The sequence below is a fragment of the Nocardia lasii genome (genome assembly GCF_042658545.1).
Taxonomy (GTDB): domain Bacteria; phylum Actinomycetota; class Actinomycetes; order Mycobacteriales; family Mycobacteriaceae; genus Nocardia; species Nocardia lasii.
Genome location: NZ_JBHSQN010000015.1, coordinates 315,361 through 336,057, shown reverse-complemented (window position 1 = coordinate 336,057; position 20,697 = coordinate 315,361). Strand labels below are relative to the sequence as shown.

The 20,697-nt window shown below is 68.3% G+C and carries 20 protein-coding genes; 5 read left to right on the top strand and 15 right to left on the bottom strand.

The annotated features are described in order from the left end of the window. Positions 1-39 precede the first annotated feature (39 nt). Entirely contained in the window at positions 40-1,182 is a 1,143-nt protein-coding gene (locus tag ACFP3H_RS23660) for a cystathionine gamma-synthase (protein WP_378609258.1), read from the top strand. Between the two features lie 82 nt (positions 1,183-1,264). Here ACFP3H_RS23660 and greA read toward each other — a convergent pair whose 3' ends face one another. Both greA and ACFP3H_RS23650 read right to left on the bottom strand, forming a co-directional pair. After that, complete coding sequence (greA, locus tag ACFP3H_RS23655; protein WP_378609257.1) at positions 1,265-1,756, bottom strand: transcription elongation factor GreA; 492 nt, start codon at positions 1,754-1,756, stop codon at positions 1,265-1,267. A 222-nt stretch (positions 1,757-1,978) separates the two neighbouring features. Beyond that, positions 1,979-2,428: a DUF4307 domain-containing protein gene (locus ACFP3H_RS23650; RefSeq protein ID WP_378609256.1), complete on the bottom strand. Its 450-nt coding sequence runs from the start codon at positions 2,426-2,428 to the stop codon at positions 1,979-1,981. 120 nt (positions 2,429-2,548) lie between these two features. Between ACFP3H_RS23650 and mca the strand changes: the two genes are divergently transcribed. Beyond that, positions 2,549-3,415, top strand: a complete 867-nt coding sequence (mca, locus tag ACFP3H_RS23645) for a mycothiol conjugate amidase Mca (protein WP_378609254.1) — start codon at positions 2,549-2,551, stop codon at positions 3,413-3,415. Next, the gene (locus ACFP3H_RS23640) at positions 3,415-3,666 is read left to right on the top strand and encodes a hypothetical protein (RefSeq protein ID WP_378609253.1); all 252 of its coding nucleotides are present in this window, start codon (positions 3,415-3,417) and stop codon (positions 3,664-3,666) included. Before mca ends, ACFP3H_RS23640 begins: the two co-directional genes overlap by 1 nt. Here the strand turns inward: ACFP3H_RS23640 and ACFP3H_RS23635 are convergent. The 7 genes from ACFP3H_RS23635 to adh all read right to left on the bottom strand — a co-directional run bounded on the left by ACFP3H_RS23635 (position 3,663) and on the right by adh (position 10,206). Further along, positions 3,663-3,836 (bottom strand): hypothetical protein, encoded by a 174-nt coding sequence (locus ACFP3H_RS23635; protein WP_378609251.1) that lies wholly within the window; start codon positions 3,834-3,836, stop codon positions 3,663-3,665. The two genes, ACFP3H_RS23640 and ACFP3H_RS23635, sit on opposite strands and share 4 nt — an antisense overlap. Positions 3,837-3,926: 90 nt before the next feature. Further along, a complete protein-coding gene (locus ACFP3H_RS23630; protein ID WP_378609250.1) occupies positions 3,927-4,325 on the bottom strand; it encodes an NUDIX hydrolase in 399 nt (132 codons plus the stop codon). A 65-nt stretch (positions 4,326-4,390) separates the two neighbouring features. Further along, positions 4,391-5,203 (bottom strand): ethanolamine ammonia-lyase subunit EutC, encoded by an 813-nt coding sequence (eutC, locus tag ACFP3H_RS23625; RefSeq protein WP_378609248.1) that lies wholly within the window; start codon positions 5,201-5,203, stop codon positions 4,391-4,393. Positions 5,204-5,259: 56 nt separating this feature from the next. Beyond that, positions 5,260-6,672: an ethanolamine ammonia-lyase subunit EutB gene (locus ACFP3H_RS23620; RefSeq protein WP_378609247.1), complete on the bottom strand. Its 1,413-nt coding sequence runs from the start codon at positions 6,670-6,672 to the stop codon at positions 5,260-5,262. A gap of 56 nt (positions 6,673-6,728) precedes the next feature. Continuing rightward, the gene (gene eat, locus ACFP3H_RS23615; RefSeq protein WP_378609245.1) at positions 6,729-8,156 is read right to left on the bottom strand and encodes an ethanolamine permease; all 1,428 of its coding nucleotides are present in this window, start codon (positions 8,154-8,156) and stop codon (positions 6,729-6,731) included. 161 nt (positions 8,157-8,317) lie between these two features. Further along, on the bottom strand, positions 8,318-8,689 hold the full coding sequence (locus tag ACFP3H_RS23610; RefSeq protein ID WP_378609244.1) for a DUF779 domain-containing protein: 372 nt from the start codon (positions 8,687-8,689) through the stop codon (positions 8,318-8,320). Next, positions 8,689-10,206 (bottom strand): aldehyde dehydrogenase, encoded by a 1,518-nt coding sequence (gene adh, locus ACFP3H_RS23605; RefSeq protein WP_378609242.1) that lies wholly within the window; start codon positions 10,204-10,206, stop codon positions 8,689-8,691. The genes ACFP3H_RS23610 and adh overlap by 1 nt, the downstream gene beginning before the upstream one ends. Positions 10,207-10,339: 133 nt before the next feature. On the opposite strand from adh, the gene ACFP3H_RS23600 reads away from it, so the two are divergent. Then, positions 10,340-10,762, top strand: coding sequence for a hypothetical protein (locus ACFP3H_RS23600; protein WP_378609241.1), 423 nt, complete (start codon positions 10,340-10,342; stop codon positions 10,760-10,762). Positions 10,763-10,779: 17 nt separating this feature from the next. Here ACFP3H_RS23600 and ACFP3H_RS23595 read toward each other — a convergent pair whose 3' ends face one another. Genes ACFP3H_RS23595 through ACFP3H_RS23580 form a run of 4 tightly spaced genes read right to left on the bottom strand, consistent with a single transcriptional unit; the run spans position 10,780 to position 15,880 of the window. After that, positions 10,780-12,045, bottom strand: a complete 1,266-nt coding sequence (locus ACFP3H_RS23595; RefSeq protein ID WP_378609240.1) for an ABC transporter permease — start codon at positions 12,043-12,045, stop codon at positions 10,780-10,782. Further along, positions 12,042-13,280, bottom strand: a complete 1,239-nt coding sequence (locus ACFP3H_RS23590) for an ABC transporter permease (RefSeq protein ID WP_378609238.1) — start codon at positions 13,278-13,280, stop codon at positions 12,042-12,044. The genes ACFP3H_RS23595 and ACFP3H_RS23590 overlap by 4 nt, the downstream gene beginning before the upstream one ends. Next, positions 13,277-14,785 carry an ABC transporter ATP-binding protein gene (locus tag ACFP3H_RS23585; RefSeq protein ID WP_378609236.1) on the bottom strand — a complete coding sequence of 503 codons (1,509 nt, stop codon included), beginning with the start codon at positions 14,783-14,785 and terminating at the stop codon, positions 13,277-13,279. The genes ACFP3H_RS23590 and ACFP3H_RS23585 overlap by 4 nt, the downstream gene beginning before the upstream one ends. Before the next feature lie 3 nt (positions 14,786-14,788). Next, positions 14,789-15,880: a BMP family lipoprotein gene (locus ACFP3H_RS23580; RefSeq protein WP_378609235.1), complete on the bottom strand. Its 1,092-nt coding sequence runs from the start codon at positions 15,878-15,880 to the stop codon at positions 14,789-14,791. 148 nt (positions 15,881-16,028) lie between these two features. Here ACFP3H_RS23580 and ACFP3H_RS23575 point away from each other — a divergent pair, with 148 nt between their 5' ends. Further along, a complete protein-coding gene (locus ACFP3H_RS23575; protein WP_378609233.1) occupies positions 16,029-18,080 on the top strand; it encodes a thioredoxin domain-containing protein in 2,052 nt (683 codons plus the stop codon). Between the two features lie 205 nt (positions 18,081-18,285). Here ACFP3H_RS23575 and ACFP3H_RS23570 read toward each other — a convergent pair whose 3' ends face one another. Both ACFP3H_RS23570 and trhA read right to left on the bottom strand, forming a co-directional pair. Further along, complete coding sequence (locus ACFP3H_RS23570) at positions 18,286-19,767, bottom strand: adenylate/guanylate cyclase domain-containing protein (RefSeq protein WP_378609232.1); 1,482 nt, start codon at positions 19,765-19,767, stop codon at positions 18,286-18,288. A 110-nt stretch (positions 19,768-19,877) separates the two neighbouring features. After that, entirely contained in the window at positions 19,878-20,540 is a 663-nt protein-coding gene (gene trhA / locus ACFP3H_RS23565) for a PAQR family membrane homeostasis protein TrhA (RefSeq protein WP_378609580.1), read from the bottom strand. Positions 20,541-20,697: the final 157 nt, after the last annotated feature.

The following is a 20,697-nucleotide window of genomic DNA, read 5'->3' as shown; positions in this document are numbered from 1 at the left end:
CTTCGCGGCGGTCCGAAACCGGCCAACTAGTCTGGGGCCATGAGTGAGCTGGGATTCTCCACCAGGGCCGTGCACGCCGGATACGAACCCGATCCTCAGACCGGTGCGGTCAACGTGCCCATCTACGCGAGCTCGACCTTCGCCCAGGACGGCGTCGGCGGCATGCGTGGCGGCTACGAATACGCCCGCACCGGCAACCCCACCCGCACGGCACTGGAAGCCAACCTCGCGGCCCTGGAATCGGGCAGCTACGGGCGCGCGTTCGCCTCGGGCATGGCGGCCACCGACTGTGCGCTGCGCGCGATGCTGCGCCCCGGCGACCACATCGTCATCCCCGACGACGCCTACGGCGGCACCTTCCGGCTCATCGACAAGGTGTTCAGCCAGTGGGGCATCGAGCACTCGCCCGCCCACATCGCCGATCTGGACGCGGTGCGCGCGGCCATCCGCCCCAACACCAAGCTGGTCTGGGTCGAAACCCCCACCAACCCGCTGCTGAGCATCGGTGACATCCCCGCGCTCGCCGAGATCGCGCACGCGGCAGGCGCCAAGCTGGTCGTCGACAACACCTTCGCCACCCCGTACCTGCAGCAGCCGCTGCTGCTGGGCGCCGATGTGGTGCTGCACTCCACCACCAAGTACCTCGGTGGGCACTCCGATGTGGTCGGCGGCGCGCTGATCACCGACAGCGCCGACCTGGACAAGGACTTCGCGTTCCTGCAGAACGGCGCGGGCGCGGTTCCCGGCCCGTTCGACTCCTACCTCGTGCTGCGCGGCATCAAGACCCTGGCCGTGCGCATGGAACGGCACTGCGACAACGCCGAGGTGATCGCCGGTTTCCTCGAGAATCACCCGGCCATCTCGCAGGTCATCTACCCCGGCCTGCCCACGCACCCCGGCTACGAGATCGCGCAGAAGCAGATGCGGCGCAGCGGCGGCATGATCTCGGTGCGCCTGGCCGGTGGTCGCGAGGCGGCGCTGAAGTTCTGCTCGCGGACCGAGATCTTCACCCTGGCCGAGTCGCTGGGCGGCATCGAGTCGCTGATCGAGCACCCCGGCGCGATGACCCACGCCAGCACCGAGGGTTCGGCGCTGGAAGTGCCCGCCGACCTGGTGCGTCTGTCGGTCGGGATCGAGGACATCAGCGACCTGCTCGCCGATGTCGAGCAGGCCCTGAGCTGAGCGGGGACCCCAGCACATGACGAAGCGGCCGCATCCGAGTATCGGATGCGGCCGCTTGCGTTCGGGTTCTGGAAGTGCGCGCTCAGCCGTGGTACGGCTCCGCGCTGACCAGCGTGACCTTCATGGTGTTGCCGTTGGGGAGCGTGTACTCGCAGGTCTCGCCCACCTTGGCGTCGATCAGCGCGCCGCCGAGCGGGGAGTTCGGCGAGTAGGCCTCGAGGCCGGTGGCGCCGAGGCCCTCTTCGCGGGTGGCGATGAGGAAGGTCTCGGTGTCGTTCTCGTCGCCGTCGTAGTAGACCGTGACGACCGAGCCCGGCAGGGCCACACCGGATTTGGTGGGGGCGACGCCGACCTTGGCGTTGTTCAGCAGTTCCTGCAGCTGGCGGATGCGCGCCTCCTGCTGACCCTGCTCCTCACGCGCGGCGTGGTAGCCACCGTTCTCCTTGAGGTCGCCCTCTTCGCGGCGCTCGTTGATCTCGGCGGCAATGACCGGACGATTGGCAATGAGCGCATCCAACTCACCCTTGAGCCTGTCGTGCGATTCCTGGGTAAGCCAGGTCACATTCTCGGTCATCTCGATCACTCCCTAGTAGTTGTTCCCGGCGCACCGGGATTCCCTGATACCGGTGCGATACCCGAAGAAGGGCATGCACCAGCCCGACGGCTGGAGCGATCCTGGGGGTGAACCCGATACCCGCAAACAGCACCGCTGGCCGCCAATGCAGCAAACACGGCTCCGAACCCCGGAACCGTGTATCCGCCTATTTTAGCATGTCTGGAAAATATGCAGGTCAGGCTAGCCGGGCAGGCGTAGGTAGCCCGGAACCTGGTCGCCGCAGCCATAGATATCGCCCGCCGAGGCGCGCGCGGAGGTTTTGACCGTAGTGTTCACCACGACGCTGGTCGAATCCGATCCCGGCACCAGTACTTCGCGGCGGCCGACCTCGGCGGCGTCGCGGTCCATGGCCCGCACGAAGCAGACCACGGCCCGCTGTGGGTCGTCGCGGGTGACCTTGATCCGCACGTCGAGGGTGGCGTCGTCGACGACCACGTAGCCGAGCTGTTCGGTTTCGATCGATTTGGGCCCGTACTTCTGGTAGCCGAGGTAGGCGACCGTGAATCCGGCCACCACCACGCCGACGGCGAGCGCGACCAGCACCCACACGCGACGCACCGGAGGTTTCGTCCCGTACCGGTCGGCGTGTCGCGCTGCTGCGGTGGTGGCGTCGGGGGCGGGCTCGGTCATCGGTTTCGCGCTCCCGGGGGTGGTCGGAACAAACGGGGGGTCGGATGGAACTATAGGGAACGACATCTGACACCCGCGAGCGAGAGCGACGGTGAACGAGAAGTGAGTGGCCTTCGCCTCATGGCAGTGCACGCCCACCCCGACGACGAGTCGAGCAAGGGCGCCGCGACGACCGCACGGTACGCCGCCGAGGGCGTCGAGGTGCTCGTCGTGACGTTGACCGGCGGTGAGCGCGGCAGCATTCTGAACCCGGCCATGGACACCCCCGGCGTGCTGGACCGGATCAACGAGGTCCGGCGCGAGGAGATGGCCGCCGCGGCCCACGCCCTCGGCGTGCGCCAGCACTGGCTGGGCTTCGTCGACTCGGGTCTGCCCGAGGGCGACCCGCTGCCGCCGCTGCCCGAGGGCTGCTTCGCGCTGGTGCCGCTCGAGGAGTCCACCGAGGCGCTGGTGCGGGTGATCCGCGAGTTCAAGCCGCAGGTGATCACCACCTACGACGAGAACGGTGGCTACCCGCACCCCGATCACATCCGCTGCCACGAGGTCACGATGGCCGCGTTCGAGGCTGCGGGCGATCCGACGAAGTTCCCCGAGGCGGGTGCGCCGTGGGAGCCGCTCAAGCTCTACTACGACCACGGTTTCAGCATGAAGCGCCTCGAGGTCTTCGCCGCGGAGTACGAGAGTCGCGGCGAGCCGTTCCCGCTGCAGGACTGGCTGGATCGGATGCGGCAGTACTCGCGGGCGCGCGGCGACATCATGTCGCGGGTCACCACCCAGATCGAGTGCTCGAAATACTTCCCCCAGCGTGACGACGCCCTGCGCGCGCACGCGACCCAGATCGATCCCAACGGCGCGTTCTTCGCGATCCCGTTGGAGATGCAACAGCGGCTGTGGCCGACCGAGGAGTTCGAATTGGCCAAGACGAGAGTGTCCACCGCTATCCCGGAGACCGACCTGTTCGCCGGCATCGAGGACACTGACCGGTGATGTTGGTCTACCTCGCGCAGCAACCCACCGGCCCCGAATTCGGCAAGGCCTCCCCGCTCGGTCTGCTGGTCGTGCTGGTCCTGCTGGTCGGCACGGTGCTGCTGGTCCGCTCGATGAACAAGCACCTCAAGGGTCTGCCCGAAACCTTCGAGCCCGAACATCCCGAACCCGATCAGAAGGCCGACGAGGGCACCGAACCCGGTGTGATCACCGAGGAATCGGCCGACCACCCGCCGAAGTCGGGTTCCTAGCGCGCCGCGGCGAGGTCTGCTACGAGTTCGCCGACGAGATCGCGTGCGGCGGTGGCGTGTTCGGCCATCGAGCGCGGCGCCCCGTGCGCGGACAGTTCGATCATCGTGTTCATGATCCCGAACAGGGCGACGAGACGGCGTAAGGCCGCGCGGCGTTCGGACGCGGTCATGGGCGCGGAGGTTATCGGCAGGTTCACAGTGGGGGAATCGTCGCTGGTCTCGGGTTTGTTTCGGTCGATATCAGATCGTTGCCGTGGCAACTACCAGTCGATCAGGTCGAGTTCGTGCAGGCGTCGGAAGACCATCAGCGAGCCGGGGGCGACGTGTTCCATGGCCTCGTATTCGCCGCCGGTGAAGTAGCGGAATTCGGCGATCTCGCCGGTTGCCTTGGGTTCGCCGGTGAGTTCGGCGCGGAAACAGGTCATGTGCAGGCCGGTGTTGCGGCCGTGTCCGAAGGCCTCGGCCTCGAACACGCCGAACTCGGCGACCCCGGCCAGGCCGACGCCCAGTTCTTCCTCGATCTCGCGATGTAAGGCTTGTAAAGGGGTCTCGCCGGGGTCGATCTTGCCGCCCGCCATGTAGAAGACGTCCTTGCCCTCCGGGCGCGTCTGGATCAGCCTGCGGTCGCGGACATGGGCGAGGGCGGCGGTGCGGATCATGGGAATCACTCTAGGGAGCGAACCGCTGTGGTTCACCCTGAACGGGTCTCGCCGCGGTGCGCGTCTCAGCCGGGTTCGATGGTCAGGGTTTCGGCGGCGGCGAGGGCGTCGGTGCGCGAGGTGTCCTTGAGGTCGACACCCGAGCGGCCCAGTGCGCGGGCGCCGGCGACCAATCCGGCCACCACGCGGGCGGCGTCGCGGTAGGTGAGGCCGTCGGGCGGGTGGATATTGGAGATGCAGTTGCGTTCGGCGTCGGCGCGGCCGGGGCGGGGCAGGTGGGTGAGGTAGATGCCGAGGCTGTCGGCCACCGACAGGCCGGGGCGTTCACCGATCAGGACCAGCACGGTGCGCACGCCCATGGCCTCGGCGATGTGGTCGCCCAGTGCCACCCTGGCCTGGGTGGCGATCACCGGCGGGGCCAGGGTGTAGCGGTCGCCGAGTTCGTCGGCCAGGGCGGTGAGCAGGCCGGGGGCGTGTTCGGACAGGGCCAGCGGGGACAGGCCGTCGGCGAGGACGAAGCCGATGTCGGCGCCGGTGTCGGGGACGGCGGTGAGGTCGTCGGGGAGTCGGCCGAGGTCGGGGCGGCGCAGGTATTCGGCGCGGGTGGTGGCCCTGGAGGCGACGGTGACGGGGGTGCCGAGGCCGACCTCGGTGATCTGCTCGGTCAAGGTCGCGGTGTCGAGGGGCAGGTGGACGGCGTCGCGGGCGGCGGCGTGGGCGGCGCGCAGGGCGAGGACGTCGGTGGTGGGCAGGGCGTCGCCGGTGCGGCCGAGGCCGATGCGCGATTGGGTGGTGCCGCGCAGGTCGCGCCAGAAGTCCTGGGGTGGTGCGGGATCCGTGGTGCGGCTGTCGGTGGCGGGGGCTTCGTCGTCGGGCATCGCGCTCCCTGGGAATTGTTTCGGCACAGGTTGTTTCGGGGCGGCGGGGGTCGTGCTCATCGCGAGGTCGTCAGCGCGCGCAGGGGTGAGGACAGTGGTTCCACCTGTCGCACACGGCCGTTCGCGTCCAGCATGCCCAATCCCGACAGCCACGCCTCGAATTCCGGTGCGGGGCGCAGGTTCAGGACGCGGCGGGCGTAGAGGGCGTCGTGGAAACTCAGGCTCTGGTAGCCCAGCATCACGTCGTCGGCACCGGGCACCGCGATGACGAACGCGCAGCCCGCCGCGCCGAGCAGGGTGAGCAGGGTGTCCATGTCGTCTTGGTCGGCCTCGGCGTGATTGGTGTAGCAGACGTCCACGCCCATCGGCAGGCCGAGCAGTTTGCCGCAGAAGTGGTCCTCGAGTCCGGCGCGGATGATCTGCTTGCCGTCGTAGAGGTACTCGGGCCCGATGAAGCCGACGACCGTATTCACCAGCAGCGGTTGCAGATCCCGCGCCACGGCGTAGGCGCGGGCCTCGAGGGTTTGCTGGTCGACGGGCCGATCACCCACGCCCAGATGGGCATTCGCGCTCAGCGCCGAACCCTGCCCGGTCTCGAGGTACATCACGTTGTCGCCCACGGTGCCGCGCCCCAGCGACCGCCCGGCCTCGTTGCCTTCGCGCAGCAGCGAAATGTTCACGCCGAAGCCGGAATTGGCGCCCTCGGTGCCCGCCACGGACTGGAACACCAGGTCCACCGGGGCGCCCGCCTCGATCAGGCCGATGGTGGTGGTGACGTGGGAGAGCACGCAGGACTGGGTGGGGATGTCGAAGCGCAGGCGCACGTCGTCGAGCAGGTGCAGCAGGTCGGCGGTGGCCTGGGGGGAGTCGGTGGCCGGGTTGATGCCGATCACCGCGTCACCGCAGCCGAGCAGCAGGCCGTCGAGGGTGGCGGCGGCGATCCCGCGCGGGTCGTCGGTGGGGTGGTTGGGTTGCAGGCGGGTGCTCAGGCGGCCCGGCAGGCCGATGGTGGTGCGGAAACCCGCCGTCACCTCGGTCGCCTTGGCCACGGCGATGAGGTCCTGGTTGCGCATGATCTTGCTGACCGCGGCGACCATTTCCGGCGTCAGACCGGGGGAGACCGCGGCCAGGGTGCGCGCCGAATCCTCGGTGGCGGCCACGGCCAGCAGCCAGTCGCGCAGGCCGCCGACCGTGAGGTGCGAGATCGGCGCGAAGGCGACGCGGTCGTGGCTGTCGATGATCAGCCGGGTGACCTCGTCGGTCTCGTAGGGCACCACCACGTCACTGAGGAACGTGGTCAGCGGCACCTCCGCCAGGGCCCATTGCGCCGCGGCACGTTCGGCGTCGGTGGCCGCCGCGCACCCGGCGAGTTCGTCGCCGCTGCGCAGGGGAGTGGCCTTCGCCAACAGGTCGATCAACCCGTCGAAGGTGTAGGTCGTGACGCCGATCGTGCTGCGGTACAAGGTCATCGGTCCCTTTCCGAAGGCCGGACCCGGCGGCGGGGGCGCCGCCGGGTTCGACGGGGTTACTCGAGTTCGGATTCCGCCTTCGCGATGGCCGCGAACTCCTCATCGGGCGACTTGGCGACCAGGTGCTTGCGACTGTAGAGACCGAAGTAGGCCATGAAGGCGACGAACACACCGAGGGTCCACAGCACCGCCTCGAAGTCGACCAGGAAGGTCGCCACCACCGCAATGGCCGCGATGACCAGCGCGAAGCCGGTGGTGACGATGCCGCCGGGGGTGCGGTACGGGCGCGCCATCTCGGGCTCGCGCACGCGCAGCACGATGTGGCTGACCATCATCAGCACGTAGCTCAGGGCCGCGCCGAGCACCGCCATGTTCAGCAGCATGGCGCCCTCGCCGGTGAGCGAGAGGGCGAAGCCGATGACGCCGGGCACGATCAGCGCCAGCACCGGCGCCTTGCGGGAGTTGGTGACCGACAGGCTCGTCGGCAGGTAGCCGGCGCGCGAGAGGGCGAAGGTCTGACGCGAGTAGGCGTAGACGATGGAGAAGAAGCTGGCCACCAGACCGGCCAGGCCGATGTAGTTGACCACCTTGGCCGCCGAGCTGTCGCCCAGCGCCTCGACCAGCGGGTTGCCCGAGGCGGACGCGCTCTCGGCACCGAGTGCGCCGGTGACCAGGAACAGCACGGTCGCGCCGGTGACCACCAGCAGCAGCATCGCCACGATGATGCCCTTCGGCACGTTCTTCTCCGGCTCGCTGGCCTCCTCGGCGGCCAGCGGCACGCCTTCCACGGCGAGGAAGAACCAGATCGCGAACGGAATCGCGGCCCAGATGCCGAGGTAGCCGTACGGCAGGAACGACGACGAGCCGGTGGCGGTCGGGTCGGCGGCGATATTGGTCAGGTTGGCCACATCGAACTTGCCGATCGCGGCGACGGCGAAGATCACCAGGCCGACGAGCGCGATCGCGGTGATCACGAACATCGCCTTGAGCGCCTCACCGGCGCCGGCGAGGTGGATGCCGATGAACAGCGCGTACACCGCCAGGTACACCCACCACCCGTCGGTGATCCCGAACAGGTTCAGCGATTCCACGTAGGCGCCGATGAAGGTGGCGATGGCGGCGGGCGCGATCGCGTACTCGATGAGAATGGCTGTGCCGGTCGCGAATCCGCCCCACGGGCCGAGCGCGCGACGGGCGAAGGTGTAGCCGCCGCCCGCGGCGGGCAGTGCCGAGGACATCTCGGCCATGCCGAGCACCATGGCCAGATACATCGCCGCGATGACGACGGTGGCGATCAGCAGTCCGCCGAAACCGCCTTCGGCGAGGCCGAAGTTCCAGCCGGAGTAGTCACCGGAGATCACGTAGCTCACGCCGAGCCCGGCGAGCAGGACCCAGCCCGCCGAGCCCTTGCGGAGCGTGCGTTTGGCCAGGTAGTCGTCGACTGGTTCGCCCGCGCCGACGGCGGGGCTGGTTTCTGTACTCAACTTCGGCTCCTCATCAACACAACACAGCGCGGTCGGCAGCGATGGCGATCGTCGAAGTTGCAGAATGCTCGCTCACTGTTACGGCCGTGGATCGGTGAGGTCAGCGGTGCGTATCCGACACCGCTGACCTGCCGAAACAACCCGATCACGCGTGTTTCACATCACCCGGTCGGCGGTGGGGTGAGCGCGGCCGCCTCCGCCTCGGTGAACAGGCGCGAGCGGATCAGGAACCGCACGCCCTCGGGCGCCTCCAGGGAGAACCCGCCGCCGCGGCCGGGCACCACGTCGACGGTGAGGTGGGTGTGTTTCCAGTACTCGAACTGGTCGGCACTCATCCAGAACGGGGTCTCGCCGGGCAGGTACCCCAGCAGCACGTCCTGCCCGCCCACCCGGAACTCCCCGCGCGGATAACACATCGGCGAGCTGCCGTCGCAGCACCCGCCGGACTGGTGGAACATGACCGGACCGTGCCGTTCGGTCAGCTCCGCCAGCAGTGCCGCCGCCGGGTCGGTGAGGTCGACGCGGCGGATCATCAGAAGAAGCCGAGCTTGGTCGGTGAGTAGCTGACCAGCAGGTTCTTGGTCTGCTGGTAGTGGTCGAGCATCATCTTGTGGTTCTCGCGACCGATGCCGGACTTCTTGTACCCGCCGAACGCGGCGTGCGCGGGGTAGGCGTGATAGCAGTTGGTCCACACGCGCCCGGCCTTGATGCCGCGACCGAGGCGGTAGGCGGTGTTCATATCGCGCGTCCACACCCCGGCGCCGAGGCCGTAGAGGGTGTCGTTGGCCAGTTCGAGTGCTTCCTCGGTGGTGTCGAAGGTGGTCACGGCCAGCACCGGGCCGAAGATCTCCTCCTGGAACACGCGCATGTCGTTGGTGCCCTTGAAGATCGTGGGCTCGATGTAGAAGCCGTCGCCCAGCCCGTCGACGCTGCGGACCGCGCCGCCGGTGAGCACTTCGGCGCCTTCCTTCTTGCCGATGTCGATGTAGGACAGGATCTTCTCGAACTGGTCGTTGCTGGCCTGGGCGCCGATCATGGTCGCCTCGTCGAGCGGGTTGCCGCTGATGATGGCCTCGGTGCGCTCGATGCAGCGGGCCATGAACTCGTCGTAGATCGACGAGGCGATCAGCGCGCGCGACGGACACGTACACACCTCGCCCTGATTGAGCGCGAACATGACGAACCCCTCGATCGCCTTGTCGAGGTAGTCGTCGTCGGCGGCCATCACATCGGGCAGGAAGATGTTGGGGCTCTTGCCACCCAGTTCCAGGGTGACCGGGATGATGTTCTCGCTCGCGTACTGCATGATCAGGCGCCCGGTGGTGGTCTCGCCGGTGAACGCGACCTTGGCCACGCGCGGACTCGACGCCAGCGGCTTGCCCGCTTCGACGCCGAAACCGTTGACCACGTTGAGAACTCCCGGCGGCAGCAGGTCCGCGACGAGTTCGATCACCTTCATGATCGAGGCCGGGGTCTGCTCGGCGGGCTTGAGCACCACCGCGTTGCCCGCGGCCAGGGCCGGGGCGAGTTTCCAGGTGGCCATCAGGATGGGGAAGTTCCACGGAATGATCTGGGCGACAACGCCGAGCGGCTCGTGGAAGTGGTAGGCGATGGTGTCCTTGTCGACCTCGCTGATGCCACCTTCCTGCGCGCGCAGCACCCCGGCAAAGTAGCGGAAGTGGTCGACGGCCAACGGTAGGTCGGCGGCGAGGGTTTCGCGCACGGGCTTGCCGTTGTCCCAGGTCTCGGCGACGGCCAGCCCCTCGAGATTGGCTTCGATCCGGTCGGCGATCTTGTTCAGGATGTTGGCGCGTTCGGCGGGGGAGGTCTCACCCCACGACGGCGCGGCCCGGTGCGCGGCGTCGAGCGCCAGTTCCACGTCGGCGGCGCTGGACCGCGCGATCTCGCAGAACACCTGCCCGTCCACCGGCGAAGTGTTCTCGAAATACCGACCCTCCACCGGCGGAACCCACTTGCCGTCGATGAAGTTGTCGTAGCGCGGCGCGTAACTGACGATGCTGCCCTCGGTGCCCGGCTTGGCGTAGATCATGGGTGGTGGCTCCTCGCTGATTCCGGTGAAAAGTGATACCCATCACTATCCGCCCTACCGCCCGATAAACGGTGAAGCCAGACTGATCAGACGCGTCCTACCCGCCACACGCGCGGCTCGATAGGGTGCGAGCGTGCATCCACACCAGCCGTATCAGCCGCATCAGTCCTACCGGCCGCCGTTGGTGCCCGTCGGGGTGACGGCATCGGACGGGATCAAGGTGAAGGCGCGGCGGGCGCGGATGATCGCCCAGTTCACCCCGGAGCTGGTTGTCGAGCTCCGACCCGGGTTCAACGAATTCCAGCTCCCGCCAGGGTATTACCGCGTGCAGCTGTGGTCGCAGTACGTCTGGAAAGCCGGCAAGGCCACCCTCGATATCGATGCCACCCGGGGTCCGGTGCATTTCCACTACGCCGCGCCCTACACGCTCTACAGCGCGGGCAGCGCTGGCTTCACGCCACTGGAACGTCCCGGCCTCGTCGTCAAGATGGGGATCTTCGCCGTGGCCTTCGCCGTACCGCTGCTGATCGCGCTGGCGGCGCTGGTGACCCGGTAGGAATCCGGCCTTCCCGGTTACTTGTCTCCGGGGGTGTAGGGGATGCCGTCGGCGGCGGGGGCGGTGGCTTTGCCGATGAAGCCTGCTACGACGACGAGGGTGACGATGTAGGGGAGCATGCCGAGGAATTCGGTGGGGATGGGGTTGCCGGGCATGGTGTTGAGGAAGCGTTGCAGGGCGCTGGCGAAGCCGAAGAGCAGGGCGGCGGTGAGGACGCCGAAGGGGTGCCAGCGGCCGACGATCATGACGGCCAGGGCGACGAAGCCGAGGCCGGCGGTCATGTTCTTGCTGAAGGACACGTTGTTGGCGATGGTGAAGAAGGCGCCGCCGAAGCCGGACAGGGCGCCCGCGGCGGTGACGTTCCAGAAGCGCAGGCGGTTGACGTCGATGCCCGCGGCGTCGGCGGCGGCGGGGTGTTCGCCGACCGCGCGGGTGCGCAGGCCCCATCGGGTGCGGAACAGCAGGAACGAGACCGCGAACACGCAGGTCAGCGCCACGTAGACGAAGATGTTCTGGTCGAACAGGACCGGGCCGAGGATCGGGATGTCGGCCAGGAAGCCCAGCGAGTCACCGACTTTGCGCACGGTGGCGGGCTGGTTGAGCGAGCCGTCGGCGCGCATGAGTCGCTCGTAGAGGAAGCCGGTCAGGCCGAGCGCGAGCAGGTTGAGGATGATGCCGGTGACGACCTGATTCACCTGGAAGCGGGTCGCCAACCAGGCCAGCAGCAGCGTCGAGCACACCCCGCTCACCATCGCGGCCGCCATCCCGACGTAGGCGCTGCCGCTGATCGAGGCCATCAGCGCCGCGGTGAACGCCCCGGCCAGGAACTGCCCCTCGATCCCGAGGTTGATCACCCCGGACCGTTCCGCGACGACACCGGACAGCGCGCCGAAGATGAACGGTAGCGACAGGAAAAGCGTTGTCGCCAGGACGAATTCGATCGGGAACCCGACGCCGGGGGTGACGGTCCACGACAGCGCGGCGATCACCAGCGCGGCGACCCCGGCCCCGATCACCGCCCCGGCGAATCGCACGGGCGGGCGGACCAGCAGCCAGATCCCGGCCAGCGCGGCGAGCGCGGACAGCGTCAGCACGACCGGCAGCGTCGCGACCGTCCAACTCGCGTCGAGCGTCTGGTCGAGCCGATAGGTGATCGTCCGCCCGGAATCCATCAGTGCCAGGCCGAGTCCGCCGAGGGCGACGGCCGTACCGATCAACCCGTAACCGGCGGTGGTGTAGCGCTTTTCGGCGGCGTCGAGCACCGCGATGGTCGGTGTGCTCACCAGCCCCTCGCTTCCAGAGTATTGAGTCCACCGCGCGGTGTCCGCAGGTGCAACAGGGTCTTGACCAGTGCCGGTGCCGCGACGAACAGCACGATGACCGCCTGCAACAGCGTCGACATCTCCACCGGAATGGCGGGCTGCATGTGCAGCGTTCCCGACTTCATCGCACCGAAAAGCAGTGCGGCGGCGACGATTCCGCCGGGGTGCGCGCGCCCGAGCAGGGCCACGGTGATCCCGTCGAACCCGTACTCGACCGCCGTGCCCGGATTCAGCGTGTAGGGACTCAAGCCCAACGCCAACACCGCGCCACCGAGGCCGGCGAACGCCCCGGCCACCCCCATGGTGGTGGTGAAGGTGCGCCCGATGTTCATGCCCGCGGTCTGCGCGGCCTGATCGTTGGCCCCGACCGCGCGTATGCGAAAACCGAAGGTGGACTTGCTCAACAACCACCAGGTCGCCGCCGCCAGCACCAGTCCGATCAGCAGCCCCACGCTCACCCGCAGTCCCGACCCGGCCCACCCGAGCAGCTGCGGCAACCGCGCCGACTCGTCGACCGGCTTGGACACCAGCTCCATCGAGGTGACCGAGTGGATGAACGTGGTGCCCAGCGCCCACATCAGGAAGTAGGCGGCGATGTTGTTCAACATGATCGACGAGATGACCTCGTGCGCACCGGTTCTCGCCTTGAGATACCCGGGGATCGCGCCGAACAACCCGCCCGCCACCGCGCCCGCGAGCAATGCCAACGGCAGGTGCAGCACGAACGGCAGGTCCACCGCGAAGCCCACGATCACCGCGCCGAGCATGCCGAACACGAACTGGCCCTGCGCACCGATGTTGAACAGGCCCGCCCGGAACGCGAGACCGACGGCCAGCCCGGTGAAGATCAGCGGCGTCGCGTAGGTCAGTGTTTCCGAGATCGGTCGCAGGACCTGCGCGAGCGTCGCGTCACCGGCGAAGAACTGTTGCAGCCGACCGACATCGAGGATCGAGCCCTCGAACAGGTCCAGGTAGGCCGTGGACACCGCGTACCAGGACGCACTGAGCGCGTCGCCGGGTCGGGCGAACAGGTAGTTCCACGTGCCGCGCACCCCGGGATCGGACACCACGATGAGCACCGCGCCGATGGCGAAGGCGAGCAGCAGTGAGTAGACCGTCACCATCACGCTGTTGGCTTCGGTCAGGTACCGAACAAAGGTGGGGCCGAATCGTTTTCGCGTTGACTTGGTATTCACTCGTTCTCCGCGGGGGTATGGCCGATCATGAGTTGGCCCACCTCGGATCGGGGCCGATCGGGCGAGACCTCACCTACGATCCGGCCGTCGAAGATGACCGCCACACGATCGGACAGGGCCAGGATCTCGTCGAGCTCGGCGGAGATGAGCAGCACGGCCGTGCCCGCGTCGCGTTCGGCCACCAGTCGGGCATGGATGAATTCGATGGCGCCGATGTCGACGCCGCGGGTGGGTTGGGCGGCCACGATGACCTTGCGCGGGCGCGAGAACTCGCGTGCGATGACCACCTTCTGCTGGTTGCCGCCCGAGAGCGCCGAGACGTGCTCGCCCGGACCCTGGGTGCGAATGTCGAACTCCGCGATGGCTTTCACCGCGATGTCGCGCACCGCGGTCTCGTCGACCACGCCGCGTCGCGACAGCGGGGCGTCGCGGTACTGGTTGAGCACGATGTTCTCGGCGACGGTGAAGTCACCGACCACCCCGTCGCGTCCGCGATCCTCCGGGATGTACCCGAGCCCGGCCGCGATGCGCCGCGCGGGCTGCCAGCGGGTGACCTCGGTACCCAGCAGCTCGATCGACCCACCGGCCGCGGTGAGCGTGCCGAGCACGGCGCGGGCCAGTTCGGTCTGGCCGTTCCCCTCCACCCCGGCCAGACCCACGATCTCACCGGCCCGCACCGTCAGGTTCAGCCCGTTGAGCACCGGCAGCCCGCGCTCGTCGAGCACCGTGAGGTCGGTGATCGCCAGTGCCGTCGCGCCCGGTTCGGCGGGCGTCTTGTCGACGGTGAGCGTCACCTCGCGCCCCACCATGGCCGCGGCCAACTCGGCCTCGCTGTCGGTCGGCGACGCCTCGGCGACCACCTTGCCGCGCCGGATGACGGTGATGGTGTCGGCGACCGCCTTCACCTCCTTCAGCTTGTGGCTGATGAAGATGATCGACATCCCCGAATCCGCGAGTTTGCGCATGATCGCCAACAATTCGGCAACCTCGGGCGGGGTGAGCACCGCGGTGGGTTCGTCGAGGATCAGCAACTCGGTGGGACCCGAGAGCGCCTTGACGATCTCCACCCGCTGCTGCACCCCGACCGGCAGGTTCTCGCACAGCGCGTCCGGGTCGAGCGCGAGCCCGAACCGTTGCGAGACCTCGCGCACCGCCCGCCGGGCCGCGCCACGGTCGATGATCCCGGCCTTGGCGTGCTCGCGCCCCAACTGCACATTGTCGGCGACGCTGAACGGGCCCACCAGCTTGAAATGCTGGTGCACCATGCCGATTCCGGCCGCGATGGCGTCGCCGGGCGATCGGAATCGCACCGGCGCGCCATCGATCAGGATCTGGCCCTCGGTGGGTTCCAGGATCCCGTACAGCATGTTCATCAGCGTGGATTTGCCCGCGCCGTTCTCGCCGAGCACAGCGTGGATCCGGCCCGGCTCCACCACCAGGTCGATGGCGTCGTCGGCGACGAAATCACCGAACTTCTTGGTCAGGCCACGTAATTCGAGCCGCATACGTTATTTCGGGGCGGCGGGGGAGGAGACCACCACGGTGCCCGCGACGATATCGGCCTGCAACTTCTTCAGTTCCTGCTTCAACGCCTCGGGAATGGTGGCGTCGAAATCGTGGAACGGGGCGAGCGCGACGCCGCTGTTGGCCAGCGTGCCCACATAGCGGCCGTCCTTGGCGCCCTCGGCGAAGGCGTTGTCGATCGCCGCGCGGATCGCCGAGGAGATGTCCTTCATCGACGAGGACAGCATGATCTGCTTGTACTCCGAAACCGCTTCGTAGCCATCGGAATCCACCCAGATCATGGTGGCGTTGCCCTTGTCCTTGATGGCCGAGGCGCCACCGAGACCGACCGGGCCCGCGACCGGGTGCACCACGTCGGCGCCCTGGGCGAGGAAGTTCTCGGTCAGCGAGCGGCCCGCGCTGGTGTCGTCGAAATTGCCGGTGAACGAACCCTTTTGGGCCTGGGTGTCCCAGCCGAGCACCGCGGTGGTGGTGTTGTGTACGCGGTTGTATTCGGCGACGCCGGCGGCGAATCCGTCCATGAAAATGGTGACGGCCGGAATCTGCATGCCGCCCCAGGTGGCGACCTTGCCGGTCTTGGTCGTACCGGCGGCGAGATAGCCTGCCAGATAAGAGGATTGGGCCGCGTTGAATTCCATCGAGTACACATTCGGCAGGTCGACATGGGAATCGACGATGGCGAATCGCTTGTCGGGATTCTCCTGCGCCACGGCGGTGACCGCGTCGGCCATCAGACCACCGACGCCGATCACCAGACCGCATTTCTCGTCGTCGGCCGAGGCGCGCAGGTTGGGCTCGTAGTCGGCGCTGCTGTTGGACTGGCGGTAGCTGCCCGAGATCGCGGCATTGGCGTCGACCGCGGCCTTCACGCCGGCCCAGCCCGATTCGTTGAACGACTTGTCGTCCACGCCGCCCGCGTCGGTCACCATGCAGGCACGGAATTTCGCGTCCGCGGAACCGTAGGTATTACCGGAGGAGGCGGAATCCTTGCCCTCGGGCGGGGATCCACAGGCGGTCAACAGGGCGAGCGCGACACCGGCGGCGAGGCCGGTACGAACGACGGTGGCAGATCTCATTCGTCACGTTTACCCGATTTTTCGCCGCCGTGATCGAAAATGAAACATTGGTTTACCTGATTGGCGCGTGTCGATAACTGGTCAATATGAACAATAAGGCGATCAGGGCTGACGCGGACTCGTCGGCGGTCTGTGGCAGGGTGGGAGTGTGAACCGATTGGCCGGTGCTACCTCGCCCTATCTGCGTCAACACGCCGACAACCCCGTGCACTGGCGGGAGTGGGACGCCGACGCGCTGGCCGAGGCCGCGCGTCGCGATGTGCCGATCCTGCTGTCGATCGGTTACGCGAGCTGCCACTGGTGTCATGTGATGGCGCACGAGTCGTTCGAGGACCCGGCCACGGCCGAGCAGATGAACTCCGACTTCGTGTGCGTGAAGGTCGACCGGGAGGAACGGCCCGACCTGGACGCGGTGTATATGAACGCGACCGTGGCCATGACCGGGCAGGGCGGCTGGCCGATGACCAGCTTCCTCACCGCCGACGGTGCGCCCTTCTACTGCGGCACCTACTACCCCAAGCAGCCGCGTGGCGGGATGCCCTCGTTCACGCAGTTGCTCACCGCGGTCACCGACACCTGGCGCAATCGGCGCGAAGACGTGGACAAGGCGGCCGGGCAGGTGACCGAGGCGTTGCAGGCGCAGGCGGCGGGGCTGCCCGATGCCGAATTCGCCGTGGGCCCTGAGCTTCTCGACAACGCGGTGCTCGGGATCGCACGGGACGAGGATCCTGTGCACGGGGGTTTCGGTGGGGCGCCGAAGTTTCCGCCGTCGGCCATGTTGGAAGGGCTGCTGCGGCATGGGGAGCGGACCGGTGATCAGGCCGTGTTCGATCTCGTCGAGCGCACCGCCGAGGCGATGGCGCGCGGGGGGATCTACGACCAGCTGCGCGGTGGGTTCGCGCGGTACTCGGTCGACGCGGGCTGGCTCGTGCCGCACTTCGAGAAGATGCTGTACGACAACGCGCTGCTGTTGCGCGCCTACGCCCATCTCGCGCGTCGCGCGGCGCCGACGCCGCTGGAGTCGTTGCCGCACAGGGTGACTCGCGAGACCGTCGAATTCCTGCTCGGCGATCTGGGTACCGCCCAGGGTGCTTTCGCCTCGGCGCTCGATGCCGACACCCACCTCGAACCCGATGGTCCCGGGGTCGAGGGTGCCACCTATGTGTGGACGCCCGCCGAGATGATCGGGGAGCTCGGTCCGCTCGAAGGGATGTGGGCCGCAGACGCTTTCGGTGTCACCACGGCCGGGAACTTCGAGCAGGGGACCTCGGTGCTCACCCGGCGCAGTGATCCGGTCGATGTCGAGCAGGCGGCGCGGTTCGATCGGTTGCGGGCGCGGTTGTTCGAGGCGCGCACGCTGCGTCCCCAGCCCGCCCGCGACGACAAGGTCGTCACCGCTTGGAACGGCATGGTGATCACCGCGCTCGCGGAAGCCGGTGCGGCACTGGAGGAACCGTCCTGGGTCGCCGCCGCCGTGCGGTGCGCGCGCTATCTGCTCGACGTCCATCTCGTCGACGGTCGACTGCGCCGCGCCTCCCTCGACGGCGTCGTCGGCGCCCCGCCCGGGGTGCTCGAGGACTACGCCTGGTTCACCACCGGCCTGCTCGCCCTCTACCAGGCCACCGGCGAACCCGACTGGCTCGCGGCCGCGCAACTGGTGCTCGACGCCACGATCGAGCATTTCGCCGACCCGGACCGTCCCGGCAGCTGGTTCGACACCGCCGACGATGCCGAAACCCTGGTCGCGCGCCCGCGCGATCCGGTCGACGGCGCCACCCCCGCCGGTGCGTCGGTGCTGGCCGAGGCTCTGCTCACCGCCTCGGCGGTCGCCGATCCCGCGCGCGCCGTGCGCTACCGCGAACTCGCCGACCGCACCCTGTCCCTCGGCGCCATCCTGCTCGCCCGCGCCCCACGCACGGCGGGCAACTGGCTCTCGGTCGCCGAAGCGTCGGTGCGCGGCCCCTACCAGGTCGCCATCGCCGCCACCGAGAAGTCCGCCGCCGCCACCGAACTCCTCGCCGCCGCCCGAACCTGGGCCCCCGGCGGCGCGATCATCCTCGCCGCCCCGCCCAACTCCGCACCCCTGCTCACCGACCGCCCCCTCGTCGACGGCGCCCCCGCCGCCTACCTCTGCCGAGGCGCCGTCTGCGACCTCCCGGTCACCGACCCCACCGCCCTCACCGCAGCCCTACGAACCTAGGACCTGCTGTCTCCGGCGCGGGGCTCGGCGAGCTCAGGGCCTGCTGCCTCCGTCGCGAGGCGGGGTCCGGCGAGCTCAGGACCTGCTGTGTTCGTCACGAGGCGGGGTCCGGCGAGCTCAGGATCTGCTGTGTTCGTCGCGGGGCGGTGATTCGGTGGACCACGTACCGACCTCGTGTTCGGCCGCTGTGGCAGCCCTCCGGGGCTTACTTCCGTGGGGCGATGTCCGTCCAGGTGCGGGTGCGGCCGGGGATTCCGCGCAGGCGTAAGTCCTTGTAGCGCTTCCACTTCGAGCGTTCCACGGGGGTGGCGGCCTGCCAGACCGAATCGCTGACCAGGACTCGTCGTGGTGCTTCCTTGGCGACGGCGGTGAGGCGGGCGGCCTCGTTGACGGCGTCGCCGATGACGGTGAACTCGAGGCGGGTGTCGGCGCCGACGTCGCCGGCGAAGACCTGGCCGCGGGCCACGCCGATGCCCACGTCGAGTTCGCCGGTGGCGACGACCTCGTCGCGGATGCGGCGGGCCGCGCGCAGGGCGGGGGTGGCGTTGTCCTTCAGGGCCGAGGGCGCGCCGAAGATGCACAGGGCGGCGTCGCCGGCGAACTTGTTCACCAGGCCGCCGTTGTCCTCGGTGGCCGCGACGACGGTGGCGAGCAGGCGGTTGAGCTTGTGCACGAACTCCTCGGGCGCCATCTCGGCCGAGAGCTGCACCGAGCCGGTGACATCGACGAACAGTGCCGAGACGATCCGCACGTCACCGGTCAGGTCGGTGGTGCCCGACAGGGCGCGTTCGGCCACCGTGGAGCCGACGTGTCGACCGAAGACGTCCTCGGTGTGCAGTTGGTCGCGCAGGGTGGCGGCGAGTTCGTTGACCGAGTGTTCGAGGCGGCCGATCTCGCTCGCGCTGCCCACCGGCACCCGCACGTCGAGTTCGCCGCGGGTGATCCGGTCCAGTGCCCGGTACATCGCGCGCATCGGGGTGGCGACCGAGCGGGCCAGCAGCGCGGTGGCCAGGGCGCCGACGGCGAGCGCCACGAGGGAGAAGATCCAGGCGGCGCGCACCCGGTCGCTGGCGGGGGAGGTGCGGTCGCTGAGCACGACGATGATGATCAGTCCCGGCAGCGCTCCGGAGACCGCCCAGGTGACCAGCACGCGCACCAGCACGGTCGAGGTCGGATGCACGGTGGGTCCGAGGACCGCGGCGACGATGGGGACCGTGGGGCGGATCAGGCGGTCCAGGATCAGGTAGGTCGCGCCCGCGGCTTCCAGCGCGCCGAGGGCGAAGCCGGACATCAGCACGGTGACGTTGTGGTACTCGGTGAATCGGTCGACCAACCAGACGGTCAGGATGAGGCCGGGCATCCACAGCGCGAGGACGCGCAGGGTGATCGCGGCGGGCAGCCGGATCAGCACGCGCGCTTCCTCCGGCGTGGGTTTTCGGTTGTCGTCGAGCCAGCGCAGGTAGCGGCGCCGGTCGTAGATCGCCAGGCCGATGCCGAACAGGAAGGCCAGGGTCGGGTAGATCATGATCAGCAGGGCCGCGTCGCGCCAGTCGCTGCCGATCCGGCTGAACACCCCGCCGGCCCAGCAGACCAGGAACAGGGCGCCGACGCCGACCATGTTGGCGGTGATCACCACCAGCGCCAGCCCCCAGTAGGACCGCAGCGCCCACCGGACCAACCGATTCACCACACGTCCGATCGAGGCGCCCGCGGACGCCGAGTCACGGACTGCGCTGACGGGTGACACAACCACTGAGCATAGAAGGCGCGTGCCGCCACACCGCACGCACGCGCCGGTCAGCCCAGGACCACCAGCCAGATCGCGATGTAGTGGCACAGTGCCGCGACCACCGTGGCCGCGTGGAAGAACTCGTGATGACCGAAGTCGGGCCACGGATTGGGCCATTTGGTCGCGTACAGCACCGCGCCGACGCTGTAGATCACCCCGCCCACCGCGAGCAACACCAGCGGCGCCACCCCGACGTTGTGCAGCAGTTCCGGCACCACCGGCACGATCGCCCACCCCAGCAGCAGATACAGCGGCACCCCCACCCACGCGGGCGCGGTGGGCCACAACACCTTCAACCCCACTCCCGCAATGGCTCCCGCCCACACCACCATCAGCAGGATCTGCCCCGTCTTCCCCGGCAACCCGAGCAGCGCGAACGGCGTGTAACTCCCCGCGATGAACAGAAAGATCATCGAATGATCGGCCCGCTTCATCCGCACCCGAGTCCGCACACTGCCCCAGGTCACCCGGTGATACACCGCACTCACCCCGAACAACGCACACACCGACACCCCATACAGCAGCGTCGACCACCCCGCCGTCTTCGACGTGAGAAACCCGAACACCACCAACACCGTCACCGCAACAGCCGCCACCCCCACCGCCCACGTATGAATCCACCCCCGAAACCGCGGCTTCACCACCACCCCCACCCCACCGACCTCAGTCAGAACCGCCTCCACGAAACCTCCCGAAGTAAAAACCTACGGTACCGTAAGTTACACCCCCAACCCTACGACAAACCCCCACCCCAACACCACAAAAGTGCCCCCAACCACACCCCACCCCACGCCCGGCAAAAGTCGCGGAGCAGTCCCCGAGAACATG

What these genes read in the sequence shown, in the direction of transcription:
- ACFP3H_RS23660 (WP_378609258.1), top strand. Translation starts at nt 40, where the DNA reads ATGAGTGAGCTGGGATTCTCCACCAGGGCCGTGCACGCCGGATACGAA.
- greA (WP_378609257.1), bottom strand. Translation starts at nt 1,756, where the DNA reads ATGACCGAGAATGTGACCTGGCTTACCCAGGAATCGCACGACAGGCTC.
- ACFP3H_RS23650 (WP_378609256.1), bottom strand. Translation starts at nt 2,428, where the DNA reads ATGACCGAGCCCGCCCCCGACGCCACCACCGCAGCAGCGCGACACGCC.
- mca (WP_378609254.1), top strand. Translation starts at nt 2,549, where the DNA reads ATGGCAGTGCACGCCCACCCCGACGACGAGTCGAGCAAGGGCGCCGCG.
- ACFP3H_RS23640 (WP_378609253.1), top strand. Translation starts at nt 3,415, where the DNA reads ATGTTGGTCTACCTCGCGCAGCAACCCACCGGCCCCGAATTCGGCAAG.
- ACFP3H_RS23635 (WP_378609251.1), bottom strand. Translation starts at nt 3,836, where the DNA reads ATGACCGCGTCCGAACGCCGCGCGGCCTTACGCCGTCTCGTCGCCCTG.
- ACFP3H_RS23630 (WP_378609250.1), bottom strand. Translation starts at nt 4,325, where the DNA reads ATGATCCGCACCGCCGCCCTCGCCCATGTCCGCGACCGCAGGCTGATC.
- eutC (WP_378609248.1), bottom strand. Translation starts at nt 5,203, where the DNA reads ATGCCCGACGACGAAGCCCCCGCCACCGACAGCCGCACCACGGATCCC.
- ACFP3H_RS23620 (WP_378609247.1), bottom strand. Translation starts at nt 6,672, where the DNA reads ATGACCTTGTACCGCAGCACGATCGGCGTCACGACCTACACCTTCGAC.
- ACFP3H_RS23610 (WP_378609244.1), bottom strand. Translation starts at nt 8,689, where the DNA reads ATGATCCGCCGCGTCGACCTCACCGACCCGGCGGCGGCACTGCTGGCG.
- adh (WP_378609242.1), bottom strand. Translation starts at nt 10,206, where the DNA reads ATGATCTACGCCAAGCCGGGCACCGAGGGCAGCATCGTCAGTTACGCG.
- ACFP3H_RS23585 (WP_378609236.1), bottom strand. Translation starts at nt 14,785, where the DNA reads ATGCGGCTCGAATTACGTGGCCTGACCAAGAAGTTCGGTGATTTCGTC.
- ACFP3H_RS23580 (WP_378609235.1), bottom strand. Translation starts at nt 15,880, where the DNA reads ATGAGATCTGCCACCGTCGTTCGTACCGGCCTCGCCGCCGGTGTCGCG.